The following is a 13,246-nucleotide window of genomic DNA, read 5'->3' as shown; positions in this document are numbered from 1 at the left end:
TAACTAATTTTAATTTAAGTAAATGCAAATATAAATTATTGTATCTTAAATCTTTATAATAATTATCATATTTAGTAAATTTTTAAAACTATACGGTATTGATTTTTTACTTTCTTTTCTATCAATTTTGGTATTTTTTGATTAGGTTTGTTGCATGCTTTTTAAAGATATTTTAGGACAGGAACATATTAAAAATCACTTAACTAAGAGTGCCGAAGCCGGAAGAATTCCGCATGCTCAGTTGTTTGTGGGTTCTGAAGGTTGTGGAACACTTCCTATGGCAATTGCCTATGCACAATATATTTTGTGTGGCAATGTGGGTGGAGAAAATATGGGTGAAAACACAACATGTAACCTAAAATTTGAGCATTTTTCCCATCCCGATTTACATTTTGTTTTTCCTGTTGCCGGAACTGACACCGTTAAAAGTCATGCGGTTAGTGATAATTTCATGGTAGAATGGCGTCAATTTTTAATTGAAAGTCCTTACGGAAGTTTGTTTGATTGGCTGAAAAATTTAGGAATTCAAAACAAACAAGGAATAATTGGGGTAGATGAGGCTACTGATATCAATAAAAAATTAGCATTAAAAGCATACGAAGGTGGTTATAAGGTTATGATTATTTGGATGGCCGATAAAATGAATGGCCCTTCCGCAAATAAATTATTGAAATTATTAGAAGAACCACCAGCTAAAACCGTTTTTATTTTAATTACTGAAAGCACCAGCGATATGTTGCAAACCATTTTATCGCGTTGTCAAGTGATTGATTTTATTGGTTTGAGTGAAAGTGTGATTGCGGAAGCTTTGGTTTCACGTGAAAATTGCGATCCAACTGTTGCTAAAAAAATTGCACATCAAAGCGAAGGAAATTACAATAAAGCATTACATATTTTACGAAAAGAAGAAGATGAATTTCCGTTTGACGAATGGTTTGTAGAATGGGTAAGAAGTGCTTTCAGAGCAAAAGGAAATGCGGCTGCCATTAACGATTTAATTGCTTGGAGCGAAAACATTGCGTCCACTGGAAGAGAAACGCAAAAACAATTTTTACATTATTGCATTCATTTCTTTAGACAGGCTTTATTGTTAAATTATCAGGCGAAAGAACTTGTTTTCTTAGAAACAAAAGTGCCAAAATTTGAATTGGAAAAATTTGCTCCGTTTGTAAATGGAGCCAATATTTCTGATATTTACAAAGAATTAGAAGACGCTATTTACCATATAGAACGTAATGGAAATAGTAAAATTATCTTAACTGATTTATCTATAAAATTAACTCGATTAATCCATAAAAACGCATAATTATGATACAAGTTGCTCCTCTTTTGGTCTTAGCATTATTAGCAATAACTTTTTTACAATCTGGATATGACAAAATTAAAGATTGGAAAGGCAATATAGAATGGTTAACTGGGCATTTTGCCAGTACTATTCTAGCAAAACAAGTTCCTTTTGCTTTAATGACTGTTTTAGTCTTAGAAATTATTGCAGGTGTTTTGTGTGTTTCAGGAATTATTCAATTAATTGCTGAACCTGCAGTTACTCGTGGATTGGGCTTTTATGGAGCTATTGTTTCTTGTATTACTTTACTAATGTTGCTTTTTGGTCAACGTTTAGCCAAAGATTATGATGGTGCTAGAACGATTGTAATTTATTTCATACCAGCTGTTTTAGTGGTTTTTTGGTTGAATTAATTTAAACTCGCTTTATACAATCGCAACTCATCCCAAGAGAATTTATCGCCGTGGATTTCTTTTAATTCACCTAAACTTTCGCCTTTAAAATCTTTGAAAGCGGCTTTTAAATCGAAAATTTTATCTTCTGGTAAAATGTCTGAAAGTTGCACGATTTCCATTTGAATCAGCTTGGTAAAATGGTTGTAGATAGTTTGTGGTGTGAGTTTTCGCTGTTTCGCAATTTCGTAAATGGATAAGTTTTGTTTCCACAATTCCAATGTATCTTCGATGGTAGATTTCTTTGGTTCTTTTGTTTTTTTCTTTTTCGAATCGGTGTAATAGGAAACGTCTTCGTCGTCTTCAACCAGAGCAGCGTGCGAAGTTCTAAAGCGCTCTGCAACAACCACTAACTTATTGATTTTGTAGGCACTAATATCTTCCGAAATTAGATTTTTCTTTGAAATTTCTTTTCCTTCGACAATGATATTGGTCAATAATTTCGCCTTTTTAAGTTGTAAAATCGCTTTGATTTGAAGTTCTTCTAAAACCAATAATTCATCATAAAAAGCTTTAACTTTTTTGATGCGTTTTACTTCTTCAATTTTCAACAACAATTCTTCTGCAACTGCATCTAACGTTTTGAAAAAGTACTGATAAGCCGCATCACATCGCTCTTTTGCGAAATTGACATCCAGATTTTCATCGGAAAAAATTTTATGTAATTGCGATAGAAATTTCCCCGAAGGTTCTAAAATTTCGACGATTTTATCGTGTTGGGTTTTTGCCCAGTCGTTATGCTTCGTTTTTGGCGATTTTGGTGCTTCGGAATTATAACTGAACAAATGATTGCGCCATTCTTGACCTAATTCTTTGAAATCAAATGAGTTAAGCAACGTATTTAACCAGAAAACCAATGTTTCTTTGGCTAATGAATGTTGCAAGATTTCTTCGGATGCTTTGTTTTCGGCATAATTAAGCACTTCTTCATCACTAGAAATACCATTCATTCGCAAAGGAGAAAGCAAAATAAGCCCTTTTAACGAACGCAAACGCGATAAAGCCACATACGCTTGTCCAGGGGCAAAAACTTGCGATACATCAAGCGCTGCTTTGTCAAAAGTTAAGCCTTGACTTTTGTGAACCGTAATCGCCCAAGCCAATTTGATAGGGTAGTGGACAAACGTTCCAATAACTTCTTCTTCGATTTCTTTTGTGTTTTCGTTGACTTTGTAGCGAATATTTTGCCATTCGTAGCGTTCCACTTCAATCGTTTTGCTTTCTTCGGGAAAGTGAACAAAAATTTCCTTTTCGGTTAACGAACTGATGACGCCCATTTTCCCATTAAAAAATTGCTTTTCAAAATTGAGATCGTTTTTAATAAACATGACTTGTGCTCCAACTTTGAGTTGCAATTTTTCTTCTAACGGATAAATTTTTTCTGGAAAATCAGCTGTGATTTCCGGTAAATAGGTAAACTGTTTTCCTTCTAAATCTGCTAAAGATTTTGCATTGATTGTATCTGCTTTGGAATTATGCGTGGTTAAAATGATGAAACCTTTATTTTTCTTGAGATCAAAATCAGGTTGCACGAATTGATTAAGAAGTTGCACATCTTCCGACGTGATTTTATTATGACGTAAATTGTTTAAAACATCAATAAATTCAGCATCTGTTTGACGGAAAATCTTATCTAATTCGATGTATAAAGGCGGATATTGCTGAATGATGTGTGAATGAAAAAAGAACATGCCACGGTAATAATTTTTCAGCATTTCCCATTCTTCGTTTTTCACAACGGGTGGTAATTGTAATAAATCTCCTATAAAAAGAACTTGAGTTCCACCAAAAGGGCGTTCGTTTCTGCGTACTTTTCGCATCATAAAATCCATTGCATCTAACACATCAGCGCGAAGCATAGAAACTTCATCAATAACTAACAATTCCATATTTCGAATTACAGAACGTTTCACGTTATTCATCTTAAAATGGCGCCCTAGTGAATCGCGATTTTCGAATTTTACGGTGTCTGAAAAGTGTGGAAGTTGTTTATTATCAGGTATAAAGGCTGCAAAAGGTAATTGAAACATCGAATGAATGGTTACCCCATTTGCGTTCAAAGCGGCAATTCCAGTTGGTGCTACAACAACCGTATTTTTATGTGTTGTGGCAATGATTTCTTTTAAAAGGGTGGTTTTTCCGGTTCCTGCTTTTCCGGTAAGGAAGATTGATTTATTGGTTTGATTAATAAATCGAAGTGTGTAAATAGCTGCGGCTGATACTGATTCCATTTGGCATATAAATTTGAAATACAAATATATAGAAACAATTAGAAATAAAAAAGTCCTGATTTCTCAGGACTTTAAATTATTTTTTCTCTTCTTCTTTAGTGGCTGCTTTATCGTCTTTTTTGGTAGCTTTATAAGTTTCGTTAAGTTCTTTTAAAACTTCTTTAGTTATATCATAGTTGTCTTTAGCATACAAAATTGTAGCCGCATCACCTGTGCCATAAATGTAATCATAACCTTTCTTTTTACCGTAATCTTTAATGAATTTTTTAACTTCACTAATTAAAGTATCTTTTAAAACAGCACCTTCTTGTTGTAATTGTTGGAGTAAAGCGTTTTGTTCAATTCCTAATTGTTGCTCTCTTTGAGATAGCTCAGCACCTTTTTGTTGTGCCCATTGTGGTCCTTTTGCTTGTGCACTTTGTTGAAAATTTTGTGCTTCTGCTTGAAAAGCACGAACTTTTGCTTCTAAAGGACGACCTAATTCTTCGGATTTTACTTTGAATTTATCATCTTCATCTTTGAATTTTTCGTATTTCTCGATAATTTCAGCTGTGTTGATATATGCGGTTTTGAATTCTTTTGAATTTGTCTCTGTTTTGTTACAAGCTAAAATGCTAAGTGCAACTCCTAAAATCAATACAATTTTTTTCATGGTTCTAAATTGGTAATTAATAATTTTTCGTAAAAGTAATAATAAGTTATAAAGTAGCAAATTTGTTGCTTTTTTATTTATTTTCTAACTATAAGAAATGTTTATGTGTTTTTAAAAAACCTATAGGTTCAATTTATAAAAATCAACTTTAATGAATTGTTTGAGATGAATTTTTAAAAAAAGACAATAAATCACATCAAAACAAGTAAAAAAGTGTCTAAAATCGCTTTAAAATAATTTTTACTTGTTTTTTAGCACATAAATATGTGAAGAAAACTCATTTTTAAAGCATCCAGATACATTTGATATCAAACCAATAAAAAATCCTGAAATGAAATTCATTTTACCAGATTTATATTTTTCTGATAAAAGCGACACATAAAAACTATCAAACCACATTGGTTTAACATCTTCCAAATTCATATTTTGTTTGTCGAATAATTTTTCAATAGCGGTTTTTGAAAAATGCCATAAATGTCTTGGCACATCATAAGCGGCCCAAAACTCTTTATAATGATTTGCATCATAAGATTTAAAATTTGGAACAGCAATTATAATTGTTCCTGAAGGTTTTAATAAGCGTTTCAATTCGGCCACTTGATGTTCAACATCGGGAACGTGTTCTAAAACATGCCACATCGTTATTACATCAAATGAGTTACTTTCTAATTTTTCGATCGTATCTCCAAATTTAATTCCTTTTCCTAGAGCAATTCCTTTTGCTTTATCGTTTGGTTCAATCCCTAAGATATCCCAATTCTGATTTTTACATTCCAAAAGAAAATCTCCAGTACCAGCTCCAATATCTAAAATTCTTCCTTTTACCGGTTGGTACGAATTAATTAATTTCACTTTATCGCGAATAGCTTTTCTTTTGATGAAATGATACATTTTTTCAAATAGGGTACGTTTTCCATCGGTGTGCGAAATATAATCTTCGAATTCGTAATACGAACCTAATTTATCTAAAGAAGGTTGTGGATGTGTTTTTAAGATTTGGTATTCTTCATTTAACAACAAAAAAAACGATTCTCCAGAAACTGAAAAATCTTTAACGGTAATAAAACTTTTATCTTCTAAAAAATTCATTTATTTTATTTTTATGCGAAAGGCTTATTTTAATAGGGTTGGCGACGTTGTTTCACGTGAAACATATTCAGTTGACAGTCGCAGTGTTCAGTCGCAGTTAAATAAAAAACTGAAAACTGAGACTGAAAACTGAGACTATCTTCCCATGTATATTAACAACACAGAAATATCACTTGGCGAAACACCGCTAATACGTGATGCTTGTGCAATAGTTCTTGGTCGTATTTTATTTAATTTTTGTTTTGCTTCAATTGAAATGGATTGGATTTTATCGAAATTGAAATTATCTGGAATAACCATGTCTTCTAAACGTGTTAATTTATCGGCATTGTTTTTTTCCTTTTCAATATAACCTGAATACTTCACTTGGATTTCAGCTTGCTCAACTACTTCTTGATCTAAATCGTGCTCTTCAATATAAGCCGCTACTTTTTTAAACTTTCTAAAATCTTCCAAATCCAATTGGGGACGTGAAAAAACTTTAAACATTTTATCCGGTTGACTCATCGGAGCAGAACCTTTAGCTTCTAAAATCGGGTTTGCTTCTTCGGGTTTTAAACTTGTTTCTCTAAAGAAATTCACCATAGCATCCGATTGAGAAAATTTTTGTTCCATACGAATCAAACGATCTTCTTTCGCTAAACCAATTTCAAATGCTTTAGGTGTTAATCTAAAATCAGCATTGTCTTGACGCAGTAATGTTCTATACTCAGCACGAGAAGTAAACATACGATAGGGTTCTTCTGTTCCTTTTGTAATTAAGTCGTCAATTAAAACACCAATATACGCTTCATCTCTTTTTAAGATAAACGGTTCTCTGTTCTGAACTTTTAATGCAGCATTAATTCCTGCCATTAAACCTTGAGAAGCCGCTTCTTCGTAGCCTGTTGTTCCATTAATTTGCCCTGCAAAATACAAACCTTCCACTAATTTAGTTTCTAAAGTGTGTTGCAATTGTGTAGGAGGGAAGTAATCATATTCAATAGCATAACCTGGTCTGAAAAATTTCACATTTTCAAAACCAGCGACTGAACGTAATGCTTTGAATTGAATATCTTCTGGTAACGAAGTTGAAAATCCGTTGATATAATATTCGCAAGTTGTCCAACCTTCTGGTTCTACAAAAAGCTGATGTCTTTCTTTATCTGCAAAACGATTAATCTTATCTTCAATAGACGGACAATATCTCGGACCTAAACTTTTTATTCTTCCGTTGAACATTGGACTTCTGTCAAAACCTTCACGTAAAATATCGTGCACTTCTAATGAAGTATACGACATCCAACAAGAACGTTGTGTTTTTAATGGAGCGGTTAAATTAGAATAGGAAAACTTTTCTGGAACATCATCACCTGGTTGTTCTGTCATTTTAGAAAAATCTAAAGAACGACCATCAACTCGTGGAGGTGTTCCTGTTTTCATTCTTCCTGATTCGAAACCTAATTTCACTAAATCTTCTGTGATTCCAAAAGAAGCACTTTCTCCGGCGCGACCACCACCAAATTGTTTGTCACCAATATGAATCAAACCATTCAAAAAAGTTCCGTTTGTCAACACAACAGACTTTGCTTTGATTTCCACGCCAAGTGAAGTTTTCACTCCAAGAATCTTTCCATTCTCAGATAATAGACCAGCCACCATTTCTTGGTAAAAATCCAGGTTAAACGTATTCTCCAACATTGTTCTCCACTCGTCTGAAAAACGCATTCTGTCCGATTGTACTCTTGGCGACCACATCGCAGGACCTTTTGATTTATTCAACATCTTGAATTGGATTGAGGTCTTGTCTGAAACAATTCCAGAGTATCCACCCAAGGCATCAATCTCACGCACAATTTGTCCTTTTGCAATTCCACCCATAGCAGGATTACACGACATCTGTGCAATGTTTTGAAGATTCATTGTCACCAAAAGCGTAGAACACCCCATGTTGGCAGCAGCAGCAGCAGCTTCACAACCGGCGTGACCAGCACCCACAACAATTACATCATATTGATTTAAAAACATCTTTTATAAATATTATGTTCCACGTGAAACATTTAAAAAAATTCTAGTTTGTACGCTTAATGTTCCACGTGAAACATTTGCATTTTTTCATCTTCTTTCGAACGCATTAAGGCTTCGTCATTTGGAGATTTATCTTTGTAACCACAGTAGTGTAAAACACCATGAGATAATACACGCTTTAATTCTTCTTCAAAAGAAACATTGAAATCGCTTGCATTATCTTGAACTCGCTCTATAGAAACAAAAATATCGCCTTGTATTAAATTTCCTACTGTGTAATCAAAACTAATAATATCAGTTAAAGTATCGTGATCTAAATATTCTACATTAATTTTATGTAGGTACTCGTCATCACAAAAAATATAATTGATTTCCCCTTCATCAAATCCTTCGGAATGAATAATACGAGAAATCCAATCTTCATAATGCGCCTCGTTTTCGAGTTCGAAATCTGTTTCGTAATTAAAACTAATCATTGCTTTTAAAATAGTTTTGAACCTTCTGGTTAAAATTGGGTTGCAAAGGTAAGCTTTGTCTGTTTAATATTTCAACACTATTTAGATATTCTTTTAATTCCTTTGAAAGTGGAGTAGTGCTACCATTATAGTTTTTGTCATTCGTTTTAGATTGACGTTTAGTGTCTTCTCCTTGTTGTTGAATTGCCTTTTCTAATTTTAAAAGTTCGTGTTTTAAATTCAACATTTTTTGCAACGTCTCATTTTTAAAGCCTTTATTGATTAATTGCTTCTCTATATCCTTCATTTGGTTTAAAGCATTCTGGCCTTGACCTGACATACCTTCCTTTTCTAATGCCTTTTGCAAAGCATCACGCAATTGTCGCTGTTCTTTTAAAATTTCTAAAACCTTTCCAGCATTTCCATCAGAACCATTTTCACCTTCTTGATTTCCTTCACCAGATTGCCCTTTACCATCTTTACCTTTTTGTTTGCCTTGACCAGGCTTGTCACCAGGCTTGTCACCCGGTTTATCGCCAGGCTTCATTCCTTCTTTCATTTTATCACCTAAACCTTCTTGTTTTTTAATAATGTCAGGTAATTGCATGCCTTTGCCTTGACCTTTACCTGGTTTAGGTTTTCCTTGGCCTTGGCCTTGCATTTCCATATTCATATCACTTTGAACATTGCTTAAATAATCAGCTAAACGATTAGCAGAAGTTAAAACATACTGTTGATGAGATGCACCTTTTTGAATATTGTTATCAGCAATGGTCTCTAAAGTCTTGTCTAGATTATAATGGATTTCACCGACTTCATTAAGAATAGTTTCAGTAATTTTTGGATTACGTAAAGCTACTGCAAACAAACTATCATCTACATGTTTGAATTGTAATTTCAAATCTTGTTGCTTTTTTAACACCTTATTCAATTGCAAAGAACGAACTTGAGAAGCATTAGTAGTTTTAATTAACGATTCTTCATCAAATGAAAAAGCTAATAAATTATCTAAAATTTGACGCAATAATTTAGCATCTTCTTCCATTTGTTCCATACCACTAGCTGCCATAGAAGAAGACATCTTACTGCTCATTTCTTTCATTTTTTTTGCTGCTGCTTTTTGCTTGGGTTTTGCTTTTTGTTGATTTTGTTTTTGTAAATCTTCAGAAGCCTTCTCCATATCTTTCTTAACATCCTGTTGTTCATTCTTATCATTAGGAATGTCCATAGGTGCTTTTAATTCATTATTTTCTTTATCTAATTCTTGAAGTTCATTCTGAATATCCTCAAATTCCTTATTAATAGCATCTTGATTTTTCACCGTATTTTCCTTTGCATCATCAGACAACTTATCTTCTTTATCTGATAACTTATCTAATTTATCCGCAATTTGTTCTGCTTTCTTTTCTACGTAAAAACGTTTCGTTAATTCAACTAACTGTTCTAAATTTTGTTGTTGACTTTTAGCATTTTGTTTTAGCTTATCAGCTTTTTCAAACAATTCATCCTTTTCTAATTTCTTAGAAAGTTCCTCTAATTCTTTCAATAACTTTTCGTTTTTATCTGCTTGTTTTTCAGCTTCTTCTAAACGACGCACTAATTCTTCTTTGTCTTTGTCTTGCGATTTAGGATTGAACTCTTCCAAATTCTCGGTCAACTTTTTAGTAAATTCTTTCATCATTCCGTCTTGTTGTTTTTGACGATTGATAAAGTCTTCTACTTTCTTTTGATCTTTGAAATCTAAATTAGATTTCTCTTTATTCATCTTTTGCAGTTTGTCTAATTCAGAAATTTGCTTCTCTTGATTTTGAAGGGATTTTTCTAAACTATTGATGTTTTCATTCTGCTCTTGCAACTGTTTGTCTTCTTTTTGGTCTTCAGTCAATTCATAATGAAGAAAAACGGATGATTTAGTGCTTTTATAATTATTAACTACATCATTATCAAATACTTCAAAGTAATATTCGTAATTTACACCTTCTTCAATTGATAAACCATTAGGAAATGAATAAATAAATTGATCCACCGCTTGTTTGTTGATAGCTAAATTCGCTTTTCGAACTGCATTTGGATTTTCTTTCGGATAAAAAACAACTTGTAATTTAGATAAGCCATGATCATCGGCAACTTGACCAATCATCATTTTCGATTTTAACTTTAATGAATCCGGAGCAATTTGGACTGAAATGGTTGGATATTGATCTTTAATAGTCGCGATTTGATAAGACAATTTTTCAAATTCGTTAATATTTCTATTTGAAGTAATTACTTCGTAATTCAAATTATCAGTGATTCTTCTTGAAAGCGAAAAGTTGTTTTCTTTATTCGCAAAAACACTCAATAGATTATTCGATTTGAAACTAACTTTATCCGTTGCTAAAGCGTTAATTCTCCAATTCACAACAGTACCTTCTGGAACTACAGCATTTCCAGTTCCTTGAATAATTTCAGATTTCTTACCTAAATAAGAAGGATATTGTAAAACCATTTCAAAATTGGCAATAGTTGGTACATCCACCACATTAATCTGATAATCTTTCGAATTTAATCCATTTGCTAGAAGCGAAAAAGTAACATCTTTAGATACTTTTGAAAATGTATATTCAAAAACTCCAGGTTTTGTACTTTGTAGAAAATATTCTTCATCACCAATTTGAATCGCAATATTTTCAGGCATTACTTTTCCTTGTGTTTTCACTTGTAGAACGAAATCAGAATTCTGTTGAGCAGTTAATGATTTATTCAAAACCACAAATTCGAAAGGAGCTGGCGGTGCATATTTGGTTTGAAAATGAACTACACGATCAAAACTATTAGATATTATAGAAGAATTTCCAGTAACAAAAAACAAAATCAATAAAAAAATTGGAAGAATAGCATAAGGCAAAAACTTCTTATTGTTTGCAAAAATTACAGCATTTGAAAAAGGAATCGGTTGTAATGAAGCTGCTTTTTGCTCGATGGAAGCAGCTAATAATTCCGAAGTTTGGTTTTGGTTTGCCAATTGCAAAAAGTTCAACAACTTATCTTGCACTTCTGAAAAGTGATTTCCGATAATTTCTGATGCTTGTTCGTAGTTAATTCCTTGTTGTAATTTAAATAATTTAAACAATGGAAAAGCAATGAATCGAAGCAATAAAAATGATTCAACTCCAACGAATAACCAGAATAAAATTGTTCTTCCAGAAGTAGATAACCATAAAAAGTATTCAATCAGTAAGGTAAAAATGAAATACAACAAGCCCAATCCGATGAAAAGAATAACTCCTCTTATCAGTTCATTAGTATAAAACTTCTTGATAAATGCTTCAAGTTTATCGAAAATAATGCTTTTTGTTTCCAAGACTATTTATATATTGTTTATAACTGATAAAAATACAACATCTTCCTAGAATAGTCAATAGGTTTTTAATGAAACTTAACATTTGGGATTTGTTTCAAGTTTCAGGTTACAAGTTTTATTTTAAGTTTTCATCATCCAACTTCCATCATCCATCATCCACAAAATCAAAATTCAAATCGTATCTTTGCAAAAAATTTAATGAAATGTCAGTAAGAGTAAGATTTGCACCAAGTCCAACAGGACCTTTGCATATTGGTGGTGTTCGTACCGCTTTATTCAATTATTTATTTGCCAAAAAACATGGTGGTACTTTTTATTTACGCATTGAAGATACCGATCAAACGCGTTTTGTTCCAGGAGCAGAAGCTTATATTTTTGAAGCTTTAGAATGGTTAGGAATTGCGCCAGAAGAAACCGTTGGAAAGAATGAAAAATTCGGACCTTATCGTCAAAGCGAACGTAAAGCGATGTATCAACAATATGCGGATCAATTGATTAATTCAGGTTGGGCGTATTATGCTTTTGATACGGCTGAGAGTTTAGATGCGATGCGAAAAGAAGCAGAAGCAAATGGAAAAACGTTTATTTACAATCATTCGGTTAGAGAACAATTGGATAACTCGTTGACAGTTTCACGTGAGAAAGTAGCAGAACGAATTGCAAATGGAGAACATTATGTAATCCGTTTTAAAACACCTGTGAATGAAATTTTAGAATTGAAAGACATTATTCGTGGCGATATTAAGTTTGATACAAATTTATTAGACGATAAAGTATTATTCAAATCAGATGGAATGCCAACCTACCATTTAGCTAATATTGTGGATGACCATTTAATGGAAACTTCGCACGTGATTCGTGGAGAAGAATGGTTGCCATCAATGCCTTTACACGTTTTATTATACAAAGCATTTGGATGGATTGCACCCGAATTTGCGCATTTACCCTTGATTTTAAAACCAATTGGAAACGGAAAATTATCAAAACGTGATGGTGATAAAATGGGATTCCCAGTATTTCCTTTAGAATGGAAAACGGAAGAAGGAACTTCATCAGGTTACAGAGAAAACGGATTTTTCCCAGAAGCTGTAATTAACTTTTTAGCTTTATTAGGATGGAATGACGGAACCGAACAAGAGATTTTCTCATTGGAAGAATTGGTAGAAAAATTTGATTTAAACCGAATTCACAAAGCGGGAGCGAAGTTTGATCCAGAGAAAAACAAATGGTTCAATCATCAGTATCTAATAGGGAAAAGTGATAAGGAATTAGCCGTAAATTTTTCTGAAAATTTAGAAAAAAGAGGTGTTTCTACGTCAATAGATTTAGAAAGAGTTGTATCCTTAATTAAAGAAAGAGCACATTTTGTGAATGAGTTTTGGGATTTAGCCGATTATTTCTTTGAAGCGCCAACAACTTACGATGAGAAAGCAGCAAAAAACTGGAAAGAAGAAACGCCGGTATTAATGCAACAAGTGATTTCTGAATTGAATAAAATAGAAAATTTTACTTCAGTTAACATAGAAACCTTATTAAAAGAATGGATGGCAACCAATGAAATTGGAATGGGGAAAGTAATGCAACCGTTACGATTGAGTTTAGTTGGAGCGCTTAAAGGTCCACATTTATTCGACATTATCGAAATGATAGGAAAAACCGAAACAGTGGAAAGAATTGAAAAAGCGATTGAGAGACTATAAGTGTAACTTTTTTAAAAATTAAGCGTATAAGT

General features: G+C 32.8%; 9 protein-coding genes. 3 read left to right on the top strand and 6 right to left on the bottom strand.

The window, feature by feature from the left end:
- Nucleotides 1-154: 154 nt before the first annotated feature.
- On the top strand, nucleotides 155-1,306 hold the full coding sequence (locus RSE15_RS08685; RefSeq protein ID WP_324067588.1) for a DNA polymerase III subunit: 1,152 nt from the start codon (nucleotides 155-157) through the stop codon (nucleotides 1,304-1,306).
- A gap of 2 nt (nucleotides 1,307-1,308) precedes the next feature.
- Complete coding sequence (locus RSE15_RS08680) at nucleotides 1,309-1,698, top strand: DoxX family membrane protein (RefSeq protein WP_324067586.1); 390 nt, start codon at nucleotides 1,309-1,311, stop codon at nucleotides 1,696-1,698.
- Here RSE15_RS08680 and RSE15_RS08675 read toward each other — a convergent pair.
- The 6 genes from RSE15_RS08675 to RSE15_RS08650 form a co-directional block, all read right to left on the bottom strand.
- Nucleotides 1,695-3,968: a helix-turn-helix domain-containing protein gene (locus tag RSE15_RS08675; protein ID WP_324067584.1), complete on the bottom strand. Its 2,274-nt coding sequence runs from the start codon at nucleotides 3,966-3,968 to the stop codon at nucleotides 1,695-1,697. The two genes, RSE15_RS08680 and RSE15_RS08675, sit on opposite strands and share 4 nt — an antisense overlap.
- A 76-nt stretch (nucleotides 3,969-4,044) precedes the next feature.
- On the bottom strand, nucleotides 4,045-4,620 hold the full coding sequence (locus RSE15_RS08670; RefSeq protein WP_324067582.1) for an OmpH/Skp family outer membrane protein: 576 nt from the start codon (nucleotides 4,618-4,620) through the stop codon (nucleotides 4,045-4,047).
- Between the two features lie 240 nt (nucleotides 4,621-4,860).
- Nucleotides 4,861-5,709, bottom strand: coding sequence for a class I SAM-dependent methyltransferase (locus RSE15_RS08665; RefSeq protein ID WP_324067580.1), 849 nt, complete (start codon nucleotides 5,707-5,709; stop codon nucleotides 4,861-4,863).
- A gap of 135 nt (nucleotides 5,710-5,844) precedes the next feature.
- Nucleotides 5,845-7,716, bottom strand: coding sequence for a tRNA uridine-5-carboxymethylaminomethyl(34) synthesis enzyme MnmG (gene mnmG / locus RSE15_RS08660; protein ID WP_324067578.1), 1,872 nt, complete (start codon nucleotides 7,714-7,716; stop codon nucleotides 5,845-5,847).
- A gap of 56 nt (nucleotides 7,717-7,772) precedes the next feature.
- Nucleotides 7,773-8,192 carry an rRNA maturation RNase YbeY gene (gene ybeY, locus RSE15_RS08655; RefSeq protein ID WP_324067577.1) on the bottom strand — a complete coding sequence of 140 codons (420 nt, stop codon included), beginning with the start codon at nucleotides 8,190-8,192 and terminating at the stop codon, nucleotides 7,773-7,775.
- Complete coding sequence (locus RSE15_RS08650) at nucleotides 8,185-11,514, bottom strand: hypothetical protein (protein ID WP_324067575.1); 3,330 nt, start codon at nucleotides 11,512-11,514, stop codon at nucleotides 8,185-8,187. The genes ybeY and RSE15_RS08650 overlap by 8 nt, the downstream gene beginning before the upstream one ends.
- Nucleotides 11,515-11,717: 203 nt before the next feature.
- On the opposite strand from RSE15_RS08650, the gene gltX reads away from it, so the two are divergent.
- Nucleotides 11,718-13,214 carry a glutamate--tRNA ligase gene (gene gltX, locus RSE15_RS08645; protein WP_324070440.1) on the top strand — a complete coding sequence of 499 codons (1,497 nt, stop codon included), beginning with the start codon at nucleotides 11,718-11,720 and terminating at the stop codon, nucleotides 13,212-13,214.
- Nucleotides 13,215-13,246: the final 32 nt, after the last annotated feature.

The organism is Flavobacterium sp., assembly GCF_035195345.1.
Taxonomy (GTDB): Bacteria; Bacteroidota; Bacteroidia; order Flavobacteriales; family Flavobacteriaceae; genus Flavobacterium.
The sequence above is the reverse complement of the archived record's forward strand: the minus strand, read 5'-3'. Positions and strand labels throughout refer to the sequence as shown.

Coding starts and splice junctions, on each gene's coding strand:
- RSE15_RS08680 (WP_324067586.1), top strand. CDS start 1,309: ATGATACAAGTTGCTCCTCTTTTGGTCTTAGCATTATTAGCAATAACT.
- mnmG (WP_324067578.1), bottom strand. CDS start 7,716: ATGTTTTTAAATCAATATGATGTAATTGTTGTGGGTGCTGGTCACGCC.
- ybeY (WP_324067577.1), bottom strand. CDS start 8,192: ATGATTAGTTTTAATTACGAAACAGATTTCGAACTCGAAAACGAGGCG.
- RSE15_RS08675 (WP_324067584.1), bottom strand. CDS start 3,968: ATGGAATCAGTATCAGCCGCAGCTATTTACACACTTCGATTTATTAAT.
- RSE15_RS08685 (WP_324067588.1), top strand. CDS start 155: ATGCTTTTTAAAGATATTTTAGGACAGGAACATATTAAAAATCACTTA.
- RSE15_RS08665 (WP_324067580.1), bottom strand. CDS start 5,709: ATGAATTTTTTAGAAGATAAAAGTTTTATTACCGTTAAAGATTTTTCA.
- RSE15_RS08670 (WP_324067582.1), bottom strand. CDS start 4,620: ATGAAAAAAATTGTATTGATTTTAGGAGTTGCACTTAGCATTTTAGCT.
- gltX (WP_324070440.1), top strand. CDS start 11,718: ATGTCAGTAAGAGTAAGATTTGCACCAAGTCCAACAGGACCTTTGCAT.